The organism is Spirochaetae bacterium HGW-Spirochaetae-1, assembly GCA_002839375.1.
GTDB lineage: Bacteria > Spirochaetota > UBA4802 > UBA4802 > UBA5550 > PGXY01.
This window is the reverse complement of the sequence record PGXY01000005.1, coordinates 162,709-180,353: the sequence shown is the minus strand read 5'-3', so window position 1 is coordinate 180,353 and position 17,645 is coordinate 162,709. Positions and strand designations below refer to the sequence as shown.

At 49.8% G+C, this 17,645-nt stretch carries 16 protein-coding genes; 8 read left to right on the top strand and 8 right to left on the bottom strand.

Going from position 1 to position 17,645, the window contains the following annotated elements; translation table 11 throughout:
- Nucleotides 1-79: 79 nt before the first annotated feature.
- From CVV44_11160 to CVV44_11145, 4 genes are all read left to right on the top strand, one after another.
- The gene (locus tag CVV44_11160; protein PKL38438.1) at nucleotides 80-706 is read left to right on the top strand and encodes a hypothetical protein; all 627 of its coding nucleotides are present in this window, start codon (nucleotides 80-82) and stop codon (nucleotides 704-706) included.
- A gap of 285 nt (nucleotides 707-991) precedes the next feature.
- Nucleotides 992-1,621, top strand: coding sequence for a hypothetical protein (locus CVV44_11155; GenBank protein PKL38437.1), 630 nt, complete (start codon nucleotides 992-994; stop codon nucleotides 1,619-1,621).
- 46 nt (nucleotides 1,622-1,667) lie between these two features.
- Nucleotides 1,668-2,138 carry a thioesterase gene (locus CVV44_11150; GenBank protein PKL38436.1) on the top strand — a complete coding sequence of 157 codons (471 nt, stop codon included), beginning with the start codon at nucleotides 1,668-1,670 and terminating at the stop codon, nucleotides 2,136-2,138.
- Nucleotides 2,139-2,144: 6 nt separating this feature from the next.
- On the top strand, nucleotides 2,145-2,942 hold the full coding sequence (locus CVV44_11145; GenBank protein PKL38435.1) for a hypothetical protein: 798 nt from the start codon (nucleotides 2,145-2,147) through the stop codon (nucleotides 2,940-2,942).
- A 7-nt stretch (nucleotides 2,943-2,949) separates the two neighbouring features.
- Here CVV44_11145 and CVV44_11140 read toward each other — a convergent pair whose 3' ends face one another.
- Nucleotides 2,950-3,207 carry a hypothetical protein gene (locus CVV44_11140; protein ID PKL38434.1) on the bottom strand — a complete coding sequence of 86 codons (258 nt, stop codon included), beginning with the start codon at nucleotides 3,205-3,207 and terminating at the stop codon, nucleotides 2,950-2,952.
- A gap of 79 nt (nucleotides 3,208-3,286) precedes the next feature.
- Nucleotides 3,287-5,020: a hypothetical protein gene (locus CVV44_11135; GenBank protein ID PKL38433.1), complete on the bottom strand. Its 1,734-nt coding sequence runs from the start codon at nucleotides 5,018-5,020 to the stop codon at nucleotides 3,287-3,289.
- 100 nt (nucleotides 5,021-5,120) lie between these two features.
- Here CVV44_11135 and CVV44_11130 point away from each other — a divergent pair, with 100 nt between their 5' ends.
- Complete coding sequence (locus CVV44_11130; protein ID PKL38432.1) at nucleotides 5,121-5,546, top strand: hypothetical protein; 426 nt, start codon at nucleotides 5,121-5,123, stop codon at nucleotides 5,544-5,546.
- Between the two features lie 41 nt (nucleotides 5,547-5,587).
- Here CVV44_11130 and CVV44_11125 read toward each other — a convergent pair whose 3' ends face one another.
- A complete protein-coding gene (locus CVV44_11125; GenBank protein PKL38431.1) occupies nucleotides 5,588-6,574 on the bottom strand; it encodes a hypothetical protein in 987 nt (328 codons plus the stop codon).
- 377 nt (nucleotides 6,575-6,951) lie between these two features.
- Between CVV44_11125 and CVV44_11120 the strand changes: the two genes are divergently transcribed.
- Nucleotides 6,952-8,340 carry a hypothetical protein gene (locus tag CVV44_11120; GenBank protein ID PKL38430.1) on the top strand — a complete coding sequence of 463 codons (1,389 nt, stop codon included), beginning with the start codon at nucleotides 6,952-6,954 and terminating at the stop codon, nucleotides 8,338-8,340.
- A gap of 314 nt (nucleotides 8,341-8,654) precedes the next feature.
- Here the strand turns inward: CVV44_11120 and CVV44_11115 are convergent, their stop codons facing one another.
- On the bottom strand, nucleotides 8,655-9,200 hold the full coding sequence (locus tag CVV44_11115; protein ID PKL38429.1) for a hypothetical protein: 546 nt from the start codon (nucleotides 9,198-9,200) through the stop codon (nucleotides 8,655-8,657).
- Nucleotides 9,201-9,313: 113 nt separating this feature from the next.
- Between CVV44_11115 and CVV44_11110 the strand changes: the two genes are divergently transcribed.
- Together CVV44_11110 and CVV44_11105 are read left to right on the top strand one after the other, a co-directional pair.
- Nucleotides 9,314-10,093, top strand: a complete 780-nt coding sequence (locus CVV44_11110; GenBank protein ID PKL38428.1) for a hypothetical protein — start codon at nucleotides 9,314-9,316, stop codon at nucleotides 10,091-10,093.
- A gap of 119 nt (nucleotides 10,094-10,212) precedes the next feature.
- Nucleotides 10,213-13,296, top strand: coding sequence for a hypothetical protein (locus CVV44_11105; GenBank protein ID PKL38427.1), 3,084 nt, complete (start codon nucleotides 10,213-10,215; stop codon nucleotides 13,294-13,296).
- A 19-nt stretch (nucleotides 13,297-13,315) separates the two neighbouring features.
- Here CVV44_11105 and CVV44_11100 read toward each other — a convergent pair whose 3' ends face one another.
- The 4 genes from CVV44_11100 to CVV44_11085 form a co-directional block, all read right to left on the bottom strand.
- Complete coding sequence (locus tag CVV44_11100; protein ID PKL38426.1) at nucleotides 13,316-14,416, bottom strand: hypothetical protein; 1,101 nt, start codon at nucleotides 14,414-14,416, stop codon at nucleotides 13,316-13,318.
- A complete protein-coding gene (locus tag CVV44_11095) occupies nucleotides 14,377-15,141 on the bottom strand; it encodes a hypothetical protein (GenBank protein PKL38425.1) in 765 nt (254 codons plus the stop codon). Before CVV44_11095 ends, CVV44_11100 begins: the two co-directional genes overlap by 40 nt.
- Before the next feature lie 9 nt (nucleotides 15,142-15,150).
- Complete coding sequence (locus tag CVV44_11090; GenBank protein ID PKL38424.1) at nucleotides 15,151-16,380, bottom strand: hypothetical protein; 1,230 nt, start codon at nucleotides 16,378-16,380, stop codon at nucleotides 15,151-15,153.
- 163 nt (nucleotides 16,381-16,543) lie between these two features.
- Nucleotides 16,544-17,572 carry a hypothetical protein gene (locus CVV44_11085; protein ID PKL38423.1) on the bottom strand — a complete coding sequence of 343 codons (1,029 nt, stop codon included), beginning with the start codon at nucleotides 17,570-17,572 and terminating at the stop codon, nucleotides 16,544-16,546.
- Between the last annotated feature and the right edge of the window lie 73 nt (nucleotides 17,573-17,645).

Sequence of the window (17,645 nt, the reverse complement as noted above, 5' to 3'; positions counted from 1 at the left end):
AATTGATTAAAGTGTTGACAAAAAGCTCTAAAATAATAGATATGAAAAAATAAAAACACTTTATGGAGGATTTATCTTTATGAAAAGGAGCTCTTTGCTTAAATTCTTTCTAGTAGCTATCATTGTTTGCAGCTTCAGCGCTGTTTTTGCCCAGGATATGGAATCCGATGGAACCAATATGCATGACGGTTTTTATCTCAGGTTTCAACTTGGCGTCGGCTATCAGAGCCTGACCTATGAAGACTTTGTGCCCGGTTCTGATATGAAATTTACCGGGGCTGCGGGAAATTTTACCATGCAGATCGGCTATGCCGTTATCAACGACCTGATTCTATTCGGGGAACTGAGCAGCTGTGTCATGACAGATCCCACTCTGAAGCTGGGTGGCAGTTCCTACGACACGAATGATACGCAAGTTTCAGTAGTGGGATTTGGTGGAGGTCTTTCCTATTATTTTGCCTCTAATTTTTTCCTTTCCCTTTCGCTTGGGGCAACACGGGCAACACTCGAGGTGAGTGGAAGCAGCGGCAGCAGCGAATTAGGGTTCGGGACTAATGTAGCAATCGGCAAAGAATGGTGGGTCTCGGAAAACTGGGGTCTTGGACTCGCACTCGTGGGCAATTATTCAAGAATGAAAGACAAGGGTGTCGACAACAAGATGTCGAATATATATATCGGGTTGGCATTTTCCGCGACCTATAACTGATCACATATACATTGCATTTTATGAAAGGGATAATGGGCGCATTATTCCTTTTCTTTTATAGTGAGCAGAGCGGATACAAAGAAAGAATGACTAAAATTGTATTGATCTTTTCAGCGGCATCCTGTAAGGCTGGTCTATGAAATAGGTCAGGTCTAATAAGACTTTATTTTCTATACGGACTACCACGGTTTTTTTCTACAGCGATCTTGTCGCGTCGGTTATCAAAGTTATCTGACAGACTGAAAAATATTCATAATAATAAATATATAAAAGGTGCAAAATCATATGAGAGTAAAACCTGTATTCAAGGGGGCGCTTATAATTCTGGTCCTTTTGCTTTCCGCAGAATGTTTCGCCCAGGACGAGGAATCGAGCCAGCCCCGCGTGCATGACGGCTACATGGCACGGTTCATGTTGGGGGCCGGTTATCAGAAATTTACCTGCGAGGATTATCTCTCCGGGAAGGACATGGTGTTTACCGGTTTCAGCGGCGACATTGTTCTCCAGCTCGGGAATACCGTGTGGAGCAACCTGATTCTCTTCGGCGAAATAAGCGCCTGTTTCATGCCCGATGCCGGTGTAAAGCTCGGTGGGGGATCTTATGCGACTGACAAGGCGTGGGTTAACACCATCGGGATCGGGGCCGGCGCTACCTATTACTTCATGCCCGTGAATATATATGCCTCGGCATCGATGGGGATCGTTAAATCAACCATGGAAATTGATAACAACACCAGCAGCGGCAAATACGGCCTGGGCCTGAGCATGTCCTTCGGCAAGGAATGGTGGGCCAGTGATAACTGGGGAGTCGGTGTAGCCATCGTCGGGCGCTTTACCACAATGAAACGCAAGAGCAATGACAATGAGATGTCGGGCCTCTACGGCGGATTGTCCGTGACAGCCACCTATAATTGACGGGAGTCGCGGAGGTTATTGTAACTCTGCATGCAGGGAGAAAGACATGACGGAAAAGGCTTTTCAGGAATATTACCCGGAACACTTCAGCCACTGCTACGGCTGCGGTGTCCTGAATGAGCATGGTTTGCGCATAAAAAGCTACTGGGACGGCGATGAAAGCCTGTGTACGTTCCAGCCGAAGCCGTACCACACATCATTTCCCGGTTTTGTCTACGGCGGCCTCATCGCGTCGGTGATCGACTGCCACAGTACGGCCACAGCCGCTGCCGCCGCATACAGAAATGAAGGGCGGGCCATGGACACCGATCCGCCCCTGCGCTTTGTGACGGCTTCACTTAAAGTTGATTATATCCTGCCCACGCCCCTGGATAAACCCCTGGTGCTGCGTTCAGCTATAACGGAAATAAAGGGACGGAAGGTGGTTATTGCCACAAGCCTGTCCGTTGACGGGCAGGAATGCGTCCGTGGCGAGGTCGTGGCGGTCAAAATACCCGATACCATGATCAGGAAGTGAGGACCTATGCGTGAGATGATGCCCTACGCGGAGTATGAAAAGGTCTCGCAGGAATATCATGAAAAATTCAGGACCTATAACCGGCGGAAGAAAAAATTTTTTGAATGGTATTTCAGGATATATCACCGCCTTGAAGTGAGGGGGGCGGAGAATATTCCGGCAGGACCTGTCATCATCGCTCCCAATCATTCCGGAGGCTACGACCTGGATCTCCTGGCCGTAAGTCATTTCAGCCATCCCGTACGGGAGATAACACCCATGATCATCGACAGCTGGCATTTCATCAACAGTGGTTGGGGCCGCTGGTACGTGGGTTGGGGCATGCCGGTATGGACCGGTACGGGCCTGAACTATGAATACCTTGATCCTTTCCTGGCGCCGGGCGGGGGAAAGTATCCGGGTATTGTGGCTATTTTTCCCGAGGGAAATGTTCCGCACTACCGGGACCGCCATGTCCTGGGCATGTTCTATCCCGGCGTTGTCCGCATGGCCTTACGGTATCGGGTGCCCATTGTTCCCGCAGCCATGGTGGGATTCGACAAGGCAAACCCTATCATGAAAGTAATTCCCCATGAAAACAGGCCCGATGATCTCATTTGCCTTCCTTTTACGCTCCCTTTCAAGTGCATCGTGGAATTCGGAAAGCCCGTGTATCTCAATGATTATTATGATATGAATCCATCAAAGGAAGAAGAGTTCTGGATAGCAAACGAAGTGGTGAGGCCGCATCTGTGCACTGTGCTGGATAAATATAACAGGACCGCCATGGCTCCCGTTACGGCGCCCATGAAAAGACCCCTCTAATGCCTCACTATTCCAGGTCCCAGCGGTCCGCTTCGAGCTTCAGGGTTTCCAGAAGTTTCTGCAGGCGCGGCGACTGTTCCTCCACGGGAGGCAGGCTTTCGGGAAAGTATCTTTCAATGGCGTCCAGGGCCCGGAGGTACGAAGAATCGCCCGTGGATTCATTGAAATAAAATCGAATGAGCTTTTGCGCCGTGGGGGAAAGTTCGTATTTGGTCAGATATTCAATGGTCTCATAAATCGCGCCTTCAAGTTCCTCTTTGCTCATTGATGTACCCTCTTTTCTATGGTCTTGATTGCCATGATTACATCCCCATGAAAAGTCGCTTCCGGTATAATGTCAATCGTTAAAAAGTCGTCTTCCCCATATCCTTGGTCATGAGTGTCCGGTATTCGTTGGGAGTGAGATTAGTCTGCTTTTTGAACTGCCGGTGGAAATGGGTCAGGTTGTCGAAGCCGATGTGATAGGCGATATCAATGATCTTCGCGTCTGTCTCGATGAGAAGCTCCTTGGCCGCGTCGATCCGCCGCACGTTGATGTAATTGGATACGCTCATACCCGTGACCTTTTTAAATATCTGTCCCATGTAATCCTCGTTGAGGCTGAATTTCCGGGACAGCTCCTTTCTGTCATAGCGTTCGCCGTAGTTGTTGTCGAGGTAATCGATGACCTCGTGAATGATATCGCGGGGTTCGGGCCTGGTGTTTGTTTTCTGCAGGGACTTCAGCAGCCGCTCGTAGTTTTTTGATTTTTTCATGAGCGCCGTGTACAGGGAGTTCATCTCGCCCCGGGTTCTCTCAAAATCGTAGATGTAGTACAGGGTGAATATGAGGCATACCAGGGGCACATGGAAAAAGATAATCATGGGGAATTGGCTGAAGTTGAAGCTCATGAGGTACCAGGTGTTCCGGATCACCGACAGGGGCACCGGTATGGCCACGAAGAGAAAGTACCAGTACCGGCGCGGGTCGTTGCGCAGGGTGATGAAGAAGATTGCCGCCGATGTTATGATGCAGAAGTTGACAAAGCCCAGTGATACAAGGCCGGCGCGGAAGACCAGAGTTCCCGAATCGGGCGACAGTATAATAAGAAGAGAGAGGGGTATGGCCAGTATGACCGATATCCAGGAAATGGAGGGGCTGTTTTTTGAAAATATGAGTTTAACAGTGTGCAGGGCCATAAAATTGACCGTGACCAGGGTCAAAAGGAATATCTTGAATCGCAGAAGCCCGTTCAGCGGAAAGGGCAGGTCCAGTGTGGTGAAATTTCCCACGATGGTTAGGAGGACCAGCACGGAAAAGTAAAGATATTCCCGTTTTTTTCTGCGTGTGGTAAATAGGATGATAAGTCCCAGGAAAAAAAACATGTTGAGTGCAATGGAAGAGATGTTGATGATGAGGGGAACATAACCGGCGTAATGGTAGCCGGCATAGGACCGGTCATAGTCGATGACGGCCAGGCGTCCCGTGATGCCGCTGAGAATATGAGAGTAAACCCTGATGGCTATATAATTGTCGCCGCCGTAATGGATCAGGTTTTCCGGAATAAAGTAGAGGCGGGGACTCTGCCAGGAGAAATGATAATTCAGGGAACCGCGGGGCGGTATGGTGCCCCTGCAGCCTATTTTTACCCCGTTGAAATAGGTTTCATCGGCAACGGCGATGCGGCCCAGGGAGAGGTACAGTGTTTTCCCGCGGTGCCGGTCATCAATGAGTATTTTTTTCCGGAGCCATACCGTGGCATCGAGATTGGGGCTTTTCCTGATGAGGTGTTCCCAGCTCCCAGGCAGTGCAATGGTACCTGCTCCTTCATCGTTATAAGCAATAACGGCCTGCGCCGCGTTGTCTTCGCTGAGAAGTTTCCATTCTCCGGAAATATCAACGACGGCTTGCCCGCCCGTACCGCCACAGGAGAAAAGCAGGAATGCGAGTAGGATATACGAAAGCCGCAGTATGATCTTCTTTTCTATCATTTGTCGCACACTATTAATGAATTGAAAATTTTCTTGCCCGTGAAATACTATGGTACATACATGTATTACATGTGAAGAAATGGCAATGACAATACAGTAATGATACATACACTGAGTCAATTTTGTCAATACCCGACTTTATCTACTGTAAGACAGGAAAGATTCTATATGCTACTATACTGTATCTAAAAACGGCGAGGAAAACATTATGAAAAATCTAAACAGCCCTTTGTTTAAAAATATCTTCACCCTGGGCGCCCTCTGGAACTGGGGTGTCGGTCTCATCGGCCTTGTTTTTACCGATTTCGCCATCGGGCTCTTTTTCGGGGCAGTGGCAGTCACGGATAACTATTTTGCCCTGCTTATGTTCAGAATCGTCATGCTGGCCGTTATCATTTTCGGTATCGGATATTTCATGGTTTCCCGGTCCCTCTATCTCAACAGGGGTCTTGTATGGCTCGGCCTGCTCAGCAAAATGATTCTCTTTTTCATGTTTACCTGGTATTTTATCCTGGGAATGGCCACCATATTCGCCTTTCTCACCGTGGCGGGCGACCTGATCTGGTCCCTGATCTTCCTCGCCTTCCTGTGGCAAACCAGGGATTCCGTGGATGTGAATATTTTTCTCGGGTGATGGCAGGCGGTGTGAACGGTCACAGGCTGGTTGCTGCATGATTAGCGAATAATCTTTTTAACCTTGCCGTTGCCGTAATCACAGACCAGCAGATCGCCGTCGGCATCGACACAAAGGCCTCGCGGCAGGTTGAATTGAGCTGTGCCGGCCTTTCCATCGATATCGCCGGCAGTGCCGTCTCCGGCGAAGGTGATGACGTTCCCCGACGGTGTAATTACCTGGACCCGGTTATTGTTTTCATCGCACACAAATATCGCGCCGTTCCCGTCCGTGGAAATTCCGTGCGGCTTGTCGAATTTTGCGCTGTCCAGTGTTCCTGTATCGGTCCCGCCCGTGTTTTCCGCCGTCAACTCCAGCACCACAATATCGGCTATGATTCCCGAAGCAGGAATCTCGATCTGGACTATATTATTGCTGCTGGTATCCTGGTCAGTCGTGTAAAGCGTTATGGAATCATCCTCGTTGGTCACCAGGGTGAGGCCGTGGGGCTCGCCCAGATCGGCTGAAGCGACATGGGGGTCGGTCAGGCTTTCAATGGTCTGGGTGAATTCTCCCGGATCAGTAATCCTGAAAACATCACCGGTGCCCTGGTCCGCCACATATATGTTTCCTGAACCGTCAACGGCTATACCCGTGGGGTTATCAAGCTCGGTGCTGTCTACAAAATCAGTTGTTGTTGTCACGGTCCCATTGGACTGGACAGTAATTTTAATAATGGTCCCGTCCGCTGTGAAGCCGCCCGTATCCGTTACATAAAGAATTTCGTTAGTGCCGTCAGTTACTGCTGTAATGCCGTCGGGATTGGTTCCTGCCAGGTTATCAATTAATGTGACAGTTCCGTTTTCATCAATTTTTTTAACATCGCCATTCACAATATCAGTGATGTAGATATTCCCCGATTCGGCCACAGTTACCCCGTCAGGATTGCCTCCCACATCAGCCAGGGTTATTACCTTGCTTGTTCTTACATCCACACCACAGGCTGCAAAAAACCATATGGATAATATTATCACAATAGTATTCTTCATGGATTCACCTGCCCTGAATTTGTCATATTCCCGTACACATACAAATATACCTGTTTATATGAAAAATTCAACATTTAAGATATAAATAAATAAATAAAATACTATATATATAAAATACCTTCTCGATTCTGCCCGAGGCAGCAGGCAATCACAATCTGCCCCTACAGCGGGTATTCATAATTGAATGTTTACACTGTGTAGCATTGTTAATGTGTTGACGGCAAGACCCTGATCCTGCACTTTCTATCCTTATGCATATTTTCCCATTCAATTATACAGGTATGAGATCCCTACTATCAACATTCGGGGGCATAGTCCTCACTGCGATTCTTCTGCTTTCCTTCTCCCCCGGGGCATGGAGTAATGATCTGAGTGAAGTGAGGGGTGAAATTGCCATATTCGTTGTTCCCCAGGGGGCGGTGCAGCTCAAGGCCCTTGTGGGTGAGTCGGAAGCGGCCATAGCGGGTGTCCTGAACTCCCTGGGACGCTTTCTTCCCGTGGAAAATAACAGCCTCAGGCAGGCGCTTCCGCACAAGGATGATTACAGCCTTGATGAATTTCACAACGTCGCGGAAGACCTGGAGGTGTCCCTCTATATTGTCCTTTCAATATATCACGGCGGCAATGAAATTGTGGCAGAGATGAAGGTTGTTCCCCTGAATCCCCTGTATGAGGGACTGCGCAGAAATATAGTCGTGAAAAGCCGGGTTCTTGCCAATATTCCCCTGAAGCTTGCCCGGGAGATTGCCCTGCTGCACCGGAACCTGCCCCTCCACGCCCGCATCATGGGAAAAAAAGGAGATAGTCTGGTCCTGGCCGCGGGCCAGTGGCATGGGCTTACGGCGGGCGGTTATTCCACGGCAGATGGAAGGGCTGTGACGGTAAAACAGGCGGGTCGGTATATTTCCATGGCCGAGGCCCCGGGTATGGACGAAAAAAGAGAATATGTAACCCTGGTCCTGTATCCCCGGGTTGACGAGGTCATACAACGGCTTGATGAACGCATTGAGGCCAATACCCTGTACCGGTACGGCCTGGGTAACACCCTGCTTAAGGGCAGTGACCCGGAGCGGAGATTCATCGAGAGTATCTGTGTCATCAATCCCGGTGCCAATGTGTGTGTTCCTGGTTACGGCTCATTCCTGGCCACGGAGTACCTGGGCTTTAAAAACGCCAAACCGCACCTGCCCGGGGTCGTACTTTCATCGGCCCTTTTCCTGAATCACCTGCTGCTCACGGAATACATGACGGGCTTTAAAAGCAATTTTTTCCCCTGGAAGCAGGACGGCGATAAGAGCGACAGCATGAAGTCCCTGCATATGTTCCTCTGGTGTTCTCTCCCCGTGACTGTCACGGTGTCCTATTTTGACCAGCTGGCGTACCAGTTCAGCACCACGGAGCACCTGCCGGCCTTCTTCCAGTACCCTGACGAAACGGCCCTGGCCTTTTCGCTCCTTTTTCCCGGCGGCGGTCTCATGTACAAGGGATATCGCGTTATGGGATGGGCCTATTATGCCGTTGAGATGCCCCTGGCGGGATTTGCGGCTTACAATTACCGCGACGGCAAAAAGCTTGCCATTGCCCTTTCCGCGTTGGGTACGGTGAAAATCCTGGAGATGGTTCACGCCTGGTTCACCGATCCGGCCTATGAGTTCCGCCGCTATGAACTGCGGGGCGGGACGCTATTGCCGGTCCTCTCGCTGAATGCTCTTCCCGGCGAGGGCGATGAGATGATCTACCGCGCATCCCTCACGGCACGCTTTTAACAGATAATTCACTATTTATTGATTTTCATGAAATTTAGAGTATTTTATAGTATCATTTTCAAAATGCATGGTATATAAAACAGCTGTATTCAAATGTCGGGCCGGATTTAAAATTTACATTGCGAGGTAAGGAAATGATGAAGGGAAAAAAAGAAAAATCTGAGAAAAAAGACGTTAAAAAGGTTGCGACCAAGTCACTGAAAGAAAAAAGGCAGGATAAGAAGAACAAAAAATCAAAGAAAGATGATTTTTGAGACACAGTTTTTTCATTGAAAAATGTTCCGGTGACTGAAAATTCCTGGAAGTACCGCAATCTATTTATTGTTTATTCCTAATGCGCCTCTTTTAGCCAGGTATGCGGCAATCTCCCTTTCGCCCGTCTCCAGTGCGGATGAAAGGGCAGTGTGGCCGTACACATCTTTCGCATTAATGGCAGCCCCTTTATCGATGAGATGTCTTACCACCTTGAATTTCCCGTACTGGGCGGCAAGCATGAGAGGTGTACGGTTAAAGGAATCCCTGATATTTACTCCCGCGCCTTTTTCTGTAAGATATTCCACAATATCAAGATGACCTTTCATGGAGGCAACGTGAAGGGCATTGCCTCCCATGTTGTCGGGGACGGAGATATCGGCTCCCTGATCTATGAATATTCGCATTTTCACGATATCGTCTTCGGAAACGGCAATGTGAAATTTGTCGTTTAATGAAATATTGGAGTCATGATAATAGTTATTTATTGCTTTTTGATGATCTATTGCTGTGAAACTGTTGTAATAAACTATAATTTTATCGGTATAAAGAGGCAAAACGATAATGGACAAGAGTATTATGGCGGATAGTATTCTTTTCAGTCGCATAGATAATACCTGTTCAAGTGAAGATGAACTTGTGAATCAGCGTAAGGATATCAGAGAAAATTTTTGAATGTCAAACAGTTTATCCTTTTCAATTACAGGGTGATCCCTTAGATTTGTTTTTTGTCATATCACTCACCATATGCATCGCCGGAGAATCAATGTCAGAAAAAATAGATAGGATAGCAGTGAGCGCTGTGGCATTATTAAAAATCACGGGCAGCATAATGCTGGCAGCATTCTGGTTCTATTTTGTCGTGGTCCCGCAGGTGCGGGCCTTTTACCTGGTCCGCTGGACGGAACCCGCAGAGCTTGCAATTGACGAGGTCTCGGCTAACAAACCTTCACAACGATACATATCGCTCACCGGGACTTTTATGCCCCGTCAGGCACGAAGAATCGTGGAGACGGGTGATCGGGTGGGCAGCATCACACCGGAAAAGGACACACGTCATTTTTTTCCGCTCTGCGACAACGATCGGAGCGCCTGCATCTATTACGGAACGGACGATCTTTCATGGGAGCCGCCGGCGTATACGAAAATCACTATGAGGGGAATCGTGAAGGATTTCGGTGAAAGAGAGTCAATGCAGATGACCCTGCTTCACGCAAAGGACATGTCGGACTTCAATGCGAAACATCCCGTCACCTACCGGTTGAAAAAAGACGGAACCCCGGACTGGGACTACATTCTCGCCCGGTACGGGGAGCTGAAAGGCAGCGCCGACAGGGTCCTGCCCACGATGAATTCCTGGTATATCCACGACGAACATGATTACAGCCAGTCGTCATTCGTAGTGTTCATTCTTATCGCAACACTCGGTGTCCTGCTTGTCGCCGGGGGGATGTTCAGTTCGGGGCTCGACGCCTTCAGGAAACCGGAACAGTCAAGTTAAATTATGCAACGGTGACTGTGAACCTCCCTCATAATTTGCCTTGACTATTAGAGTAAACCGATTTCATGTTCTTCAGGGAGTCCCGGTAATGCTGCGTTTTTTCCGGGATAAAAGAGATTATGGCGGAAAACTCTAAAAATACTCATACCGGTGAAGAGGACGATTTGGAATTCCTCGATACCCTCGATGCGGCTGATTCAGAAGATTATCCCGATGAAGCACCTGCCGTTGACACAGGTCCCCCCGCAAGGGAGGTGAAGCGCCTCAGGGACCTGGCGCGGGACTCGCGGCTCTCTCCCCGACAGCGCGACGCCTTTCTTGCCGAAACAGAGCTGGACCTTTTGCGAAAGCCCGAGGACCGTCTCGGCATTGAAGGACTTTTTATCGTTTACTGCCGCTCCGGAAGCCGCTACTGGCTTAACCCGATGCCCTGGATAAAAGAACTTGATGCGGTCCTCTTCAGGTTTGCCTGCCGCGGCAGGGACCGGGGGGAGACCATGACGCCTATCATAGGACTGCTCATCGACATCGCCCGTAAGGGAGTAAATCCCACGGCATTCCTGCAGTATGTCATACTTCCGCGCCTCATGAGGGATCAGGACTGGAGAAAATGGAGAGAGCGGCATCTGGAATCCCTGCGTATAATCGCCCAGACACTGGTCCATCTTCGCGAAGGGCCTCCTTTTGACAGGGCGGTCCTGGGCAGCGGTCTGAACCGTCTCAGCCGGGACATTGTCCTGGTCAAATACGGCGGGAGGCCCCTGGCCAATGCCCCGCTTCATGAGCTCAGCGACAGTGAAATTTCCCGGGAGTACCGGGAGTCGTGGAGAAAGCTGAACCTGGACAATGCCTTTACCATTCTGTTCATGAAGACCAATATTCTGAATTTTCTTTATCATATGTCGGGACGCATCAGCCTGCGGCAGATTATCACCATCCTTACACATCTGCCGGAGATCGAGGAGGCCTTCAGGGAGAACTTTCCGGCGGAGCTGTATAATCTCAACCTGCGCGGTGTTGATATCAATCTCTATGACTATGATATTGCGAAATCCGTGCGATCGCGCAGGGACAAGGGTTTTCAAAAGGCTGATTTCATCGCCGAGCTGAAGGCCTATATCAAGGTCATCATAGCACTGCTCAATACCGGGGCCGGCATTTACCTCTGCGGCTATTTCGCCCGACGGCTCGCCGCAGCCAGGGACCCGGGAATTGCCGAAAATATTTCGCTCCTCATCGAGGGCCTTCAGGATACGGGCGGCAAACATGTCTATGTCTGGCACGCGAGGGAAATGCTCCGGCGAGGCACGGACCAGCAGCGGGGATATATCGATTATGTTGTCGCCCATGGCGGCATAGACCCGTTGTATCCCCGCTACACGGAACTCTTCCGCGGGCAGGACCAGGAATACACCATTCATCCGGGTCAGCTTGATATTGTACTGAAACGTAATGATATAACGATTGAAGATATCGCCGCTGAGGCTCACATCTCGTCTGAGAAACTGGACCGGAAAATGATTTCATGGGGCCATATCATCAATACCATCGCCGCGAAGGACCCAGCCAGGGCCGGCATAATTGACCGCTTTAAAAATGATGTCACGGGGGGACTGGACAGGGTCTGGGACGGAAGCGAAGCCGTGCAGTTCGACAGTCTGGGGCCGGAACTCCACCAGCCCCTGCTGAAAACAGTCATACCCGGGATATCGGCAAGATATGGCGCGGATAAATCATCATCGTTCCTGTCCCTGGTCGATGGATTCAGGTCCGGAGAGGGAAAGGACTACCAGCCGGTCCGCAGGGATTTTTTCCTGCCGGCGCCGGAGGAGAGAAAAGGCCCGCGGGACCGTAAGAGGAACCAGGAGATACGAAAGGGTCTGGACCTCACAGTATTTGCCGCCGCGTGGAGCTGCCTCAATGCGGCACCGGGAGCACAGCCCGGCTCCATGATTCGTTTTATCAATGCGCTCTTCATGAAACTTCGTGAGCCCCTGGAGAAGCTGCAGAACCGTGAACTCGTACTGCGGGACGAACTCGCCGGGGAAACCGATCCCGGAACCCGGGATAAAAAAAGGAAAGAGGCCGACAAAACCTTAAGGTCGATGACAGCGCTTTCGCGGCAGAGAGATGAGTATAAAATCGTTCTGGACGCCATGGCCGATTATTCTGAGGATATACAGTTTCTGATATTCGTCATGATGGCCGGGGCGAGGGCGGAAACGGGTGATGATTTTTGCCTGGAACTCTTTGCGCATATAGTGAAGCGATATGGTGACGATCCCGCTGTCGAGGAACGGATTGGGTATCTCCGTGAAGATGTCGCCATCGAGCTGCTTACCATAGAACAGGCCGAAAGAATCATTAACACCATCGAGGTTCTTACGGCAAAACTCACAGTCGAGGCTGGAGTCATTCTTGAGAAAAGCAGCGCACTCCGTGAGGACCTGCAGAGCCTCATGGCGCCCTTCATCATTACCCGTGTCAAGGAGATCGATGCCGAGTCTGTCAATGCCGCTTTCAGCAGGATGATGTCCTTCGGGAAAATGACGTCCATACTGGCGAAGTGGCGTGAACTCATCGAGACCCCGGCGGATAGCGGCGCTTCGGGAATCCCCTGTTCTTTATACACATCCAAATCGCCCGTGGATATTTATTACGGTGACATGGGCGGGATATGTCTGTCCATGTTTCCCGAGGTCATGCGTGAACCGGGGATATGCAACATACGGCTTGTCTCTCATGATGACAGGCAGATCATCGGCATGGCTTTGCTGAAAAAATCATTGAGAGGCATAGCCTCATACGGCGGCGCTCCCGGGCCTTTTTTCCACTGTTTTGCCATAAATCCTCTTCCTTCCGTTCTGCGAAGGATGAGCCGAAAACACCAGCTCCTCCTGTATCTCCAGTACCGGCGCGTCTTCGAGGAAGCATCTCTCGGTGAAGGAATCCCCGTTGTCCTGGCAGGAATCAGCACCTGGGGGATTGTATCGAATGATTCATCCTTTGCGGACCTCATCATCTCTTTCGAACACCGCTTCAATGCGCAGGAGGTGAATGACGCCCATGGAACGGCGATCTATTACACGGAGCGCTCCTACAGCCACGGACTTGTTATTATCGACCCGAAACGACGCGAGACCATGTCGGCTGAAAAACTCATTGAAGGAATGCAGAAAGGAAGCGGTGGTATTCTGAACTGAGGACTGTTCCCGGGAAGTTTTATCTCACTGCCGTGCCGAACTCAGCCGATAGAAATAGTTCAAGCCCGATAAAATACTCCAGAGGCCCCCGTGTTACGGGTGCCGGCCTGACAATGTAGATCATATTTCCCTGTATCTGGGAGAATATTTCGTCATCAAAAAAGACGTTCATCTTTTCTCCGATATAACGGGCGGGATTCAATAAAACACGGCACAGTGAACCCAGATTTTGTGAGTTCAATACCCTTCCGTCATTGTTTTTTATTCCTGTTTCCATGATTCTGAATAATTCACCGAGAAGAGAGCCTATAACGGGAGTGGCCCAGAGATCCTGGATGGATGGCCTTTCCGGAATGGCTTCGAGGCCGTATTCCCAGTACACGGTCGACATGAGTGTGGAATATATAAATGATTCAAAAACAGTGTATCCCGTATCACGGGCTGCCAGGTAGTATCCCGAACCGACGTAGGGATGGACAATGTAGTTCATGGGCCAGGGGTCTATATCCATCACGGGGGGGCGTGTGATATTGCTGTTATAAAACCCCCCGGGGTCCCTGAGCACGGCCTTGTCGTCCCACTTGGTGGACTCGGGCGGGGCAAAGCAGAGCGCGGTGATAAGCAGCATGCTTCCGGCCACAATATAATTTCGCGTGGCCCTTGCCAGCTTTTCAGTATTTTCCCCGTATTCCTCATCGAGTGTTTCAAAACTGATATTCTGTTTGAAGATGCCCGTTGATTCAACAGGGGCCGTGCTCACGGCATTTCCGTTAGCGGCATTACCTTCATGTATGAGCATGCTCCGGTAAACTGCCGGAATATTCACTCCCGGAACCGAGATGGTGATATATCCCGGAGAAAATCTTTCCCCGTCATACCCGGAAGGCCGGTCTGAATCGGCCGTGCCGGGGATAACGTGCTTTCTTTCTAAATAATCATTATCCGCTCCGAAGGCCGGTGCGGTTCCGCTTACGCAATAACTGAAAAGAAGAAAGGCGAAAAACGCTGATAAAAATTTCCGAAACATGTCTGATACCTGGCGATTATTCTCATATGGCATACCTGATGCATGCCGGGCATTTATCCCCGGTGATGCAGGGCAATAGTCTGTTCCATCCATCCCGCTGCCCTGTCGGACATTGCATCCAGTTCCGCCGTGGGAACGGTACCGTCGGGCGTCAGTGGAGGCGGGAACAGCGGCTCACCGATGACCTGTTTAATTGTTACCCAGGCCGGCCCCATTTCCCTGCCGCGCCATTTACGTCTTTTGATTATGTATACCATGGGTATAATGGGTGCCTGGTGCCGCCACGAAAGGATGAAGGCGCCGGGCTTGAAGCGGTGGATTGTCTGGCTGTACATGACCAGCTCTCCCTCGGGCAGAAAATGAATGTGATGTTTTCTCTTCAAGGCCTCACCCACGGGATCACTTATCATCGCCAGACCCCTGCCGTTGGCGGGAATGGGGAATGCCCGGTGCCACCGGAGGAGGCGCCGGGCATAGGGGACCTCGAAGTTACGCTGCGCCACGGCCGTGTGCAGGGCCCGGGGCAGCACAACAAAGTTCGCGAAAACCGTATCAAAATAGTGGCAGTGATTGGAAATGGTAATGCAGCCCTGTCTGCGAAGAATCCTCAGGTTTTTTCTGCCGTATGAACGGAAGCTGAAAAAAACAGCCGCGCCGATGGTTATCATGTAGCTTATGAGAAAGGGGAAAATAACCACAATATCATACCACCAGTCCATGTAGATGAACTTGAAGGGTTTGTCGAAATCAATTTTTTTTGAGTTGTTGACCTGTATTATCTGTTCTCTGGCGATTTCCGGTCGTATTCTTTTGTTCATGGTTTCACCTCATGATACGCGGCTTACGGGAATCTTGTTTTCTTTATAATCAGGATTGGGTACGCCATGAAGAATTTTTCCTGATATGACCCCGGCGGTTTTATCATGCTCCAGCCGGCCTGTCACGACATCGTGATACAGTGCCTCCATTTCATCGATGCATGCATCCATGCGGTAGTTTTCAGCCATGGCGAGAGTTGCCTGTTTCAGTTTTTTCAATTCCGCACGGTTTTCATACCAGTAATCGATTTTGCGTGCAAGGGACTCCGCATCATCCACGGTGAAGATAAACCGTTCATCCAGGGCAAACTGGGGCGCGGCGCTGTAGGGCGAGTTGCCGATCAGGCAGGGGAGGCCGCAGCCTATTGCCTCGAGGCATGACAGGCTTTCCAGTTCCACCACTGAAGAATGGAGGTACAGGTCAGAAGTGTTCAGGTAGAGCAGCTTGTCCTCGGGGGATACGTACTCAATTAAGGGCTTTACCGGAAGTTCTTCCCCTCTCTTCCGGAGTTTTTCTGAATCTTCACCTTTCCCGCACAGGAGGAGTTGGATATTGTCTTTATATTTTGACCTGAGCACTCCATCGATGAGGAGTTCCTGGCGCTTTTCCAGGGCGTGGCGACCGATATTTGCAATGACAAAACGGTCGCCGAAACCCTTCGGCCGTTCCATCTGCCGGGGTGTGTATTCCCGGGGGATTCCATTGGAGATAACACGGCAATGCGCCCGGCTGCCGTGACTGGTGACCAGATCGGCGGCGAATGCCGAGGGGCAATGAAGCACCTTGACCTGCTTAAAAAGACAGGCGTTGAAAAGTCGATGAAACATCCATTCCATCATGGCGCTCTCTTTCCCCAGTGCAGCGATGACATTCTGGGGCTGAACATGAGCCGCACCGAAGACCGGTATCCCCATTTTTTTGGCAATCTTCACGGTTCTCCGGGACATGAAAAAGGGAAACTGAAGCTGTATCAGGTCGGCCCCTTCAAAGGCTTTGCGGAGAATCTTTTTTTTCGCTTTTCCAAAAAGAAAGCCCATGCTATCAAGGGATTCCTTCATCCCGGGCAGATAAAATCCGGGGATTTCAAAAAAATCAAACTCCCCGTTTCCCGTATGATTACCGGTCGCGACTATGGATATTTTGTGTCCGCGGTTGAGTAATTCCCTGGCGAGTCTCTTGGTGGCAACAACACCGCCATTCCCGTCATTCCAACTGTCAATGACAAACACGATTTTCATAGTTCCATCCTCTCTGGTTATTTATTCAGGCTATTTATGTAATTAATCAAATAAATTAACTAATCAATTAAATAAATGAGATTTTGTCAAGTTAATAATGCATTAAAAGGAGGGATATGAGGCAGTATAAATGCGAAGATAATTAATAGGCTTTTAATTCGTTTCAGAGCGGTGATGATTCATGAAGGATATATTTCCATACTTCCGGCCAGGCACCGGTGAAGTAGTGGTCGCGGGCACTTTTCATGACAGTGATGGGGATATTATTTTCTCCTGCCAGGACTTCGATTGATTCATGACAGTACCAGTTGTCGTTTGAGGCAAGAAGGATACGACAGTGTTCCCGGTGTTTTTTCAGTTCTTCAAAGGTGTTGAAGCCCTGTATAAAGAGATTCTCAAGGAAATTTCCGATGAGATTTGCGCCCGAGATGCCATCGAGCAGTTCCCGGTAGCCCCGCTTCTGCCAAATGACAGGGTCCATCCATTTACTCACCGAGAGTATTTCCAGAACTTTCTTTTTGTCAACAGCCAGGGATGCTATAAGCATATTGAATTCATGAATGGTGTTTTTTCTGTACATGAAAAACAGGGATTCGCGTGAATCAAGGACCGGTGAGACCAGGAAAAATTTTTTCATCACTGCCGAATCGGGGGCAGCGACAAGCACGGCCCCGGCGCCGCCGCTGTGTCCCGCGAAGATGTGTTCAAGGGAGGAATCGACATGTTCATGCAGGTATTCGGTCAAATAGTGTATGGCAGCCTTATAGTTTCTCTCGCCACCGGAGGAACCGTGGCCCGGTGGGTTGAAGAGAACTACCGATATACCCCTTTCGGTGAAAGAGGAAACGGGGGCCCGGTACATCTGAAAGGCTCCTCCTGTGCAGGGCCACACGATCAGTACCTTCTTTTCACGGGGCGCGCGGTGGTGGGCTATTTCGAGCACAATACCGTCGCGGGCCCTGTATCTTTCCGAGTGTTCTTTGTTCATGGCTATTATTTTAACGTGGGAAATTTTATATGTTCGGAGACGGTCAGATAATTCCAGAGAGTCCCGGGAAGGCAAGGATTTTTTAATTTTATGCGGAACACAGGACATTATTGGGCAGGCAGTAAAAGAGGAAAGGCCTGTTAAGACCGGATTCTGAAAACTGGAACTTCTCATAGGTAAAAAATATATAATTATCTTGACCATTCATAAAGCCTCGTATATCAACTTGTATTATAGATGATTTATGCAAAACGTGAGGCTCGTCAGGGAAATAATT

Bases quoted from the DNA above. Each gene is read 5' to 3' on its own strand.
- CVV44_11100 (PKL38426.1), bottom strand. From the start codon at position 14,416: ATGGATGGAACAGACTATTGCCCTGCATCACCGGGGATAAATGCCCGG.
- CVV44_11095 (PKL38425.1), bottom strand. From the start codon at position 15,141: ATGAACAAAAGAATACGACCGGAAATCGCCAGAGAACAGATAATACAG.
- CVV44_11145 (PKL38435.1), top strand. From the start codon at position 2,145: ATGCGTGAGATGATGCCCTACGCGGAGTATGAAAAGGTCTCGCAGGAA.
- CVV44_11115 (PKL38429.1), bottom strand. From the start codon at position 9,200: ATGCGACTGAAAAGAATACTATCCGCCATAATACTCTTGTCCATTATC.
- CVV44_11140 (PKL38434.1), bottom strand. From the start codon at position 3,207: ATGAGCAAAGAGGAACTTGAAGGCGCGATTTATGAGACCATTGAATAT.
- CVV44_11160 (PKL38438.1), top strand. From the start codon at position 80: ATGAAAAGGAGCTCTTTGCTTAAATTCTTTCTAGTAGCTATCATTGTT.
- CVV44_11130 (PKL38432.1), top strand. From the start codon at position 5,121: ATGAAAAATCTAAACAGCCCTTTGTTTAAAAATATCTTCACCCTGGGC.
- CVV44_11155 (PKL38437.1), top strand. From the start codon at position 992: ATGAGAGTAAAACCTGTATTCAAGGGGGCGCTTATAATTCTGGTCCTT.
- CVV44_11090 (PKL38424.1), bottom strand. From the start codon at position 16,380: ATGAAAATCGTGTTTGTCATTGACAGTTGGAATGACGGGAATGGCGGT.
- CVV44_11125 (PKL38431.1), bottom strand. From the start codon at position 6,574: ATGAAGAATACTATTGTGATAATATTATCCATATGGTTTTTTGCAGCC.
- CVV44_11150 (PKL38436.1), top strand. From the start codon at position 1,668: ATGACGGAAAAGGCTTTTCAGGAATATTACCCGGAACACTTCAGCCAC.
- CVV44_11135 (PKL38433.1), bottom strand. From the start codon at position 5,020: ATGTATCATTACTGTATTGTCATTGCCATTTCTTCACATGTAATACAT.
- CVV44_11085 (PKL38423.1), bottom strand. From the start codon at position 17,572: ATGGTCAAGATAATTATATATTTTTTACCTATGAGAAGTTCCAGTTTT.
- CVV44_11105 (PKL38427.1), top strand. From the start codon at position 10,213: ATGGCGGAAAACTCTAAAAATACTCATACCGGTGAAGAGGACGATTTG.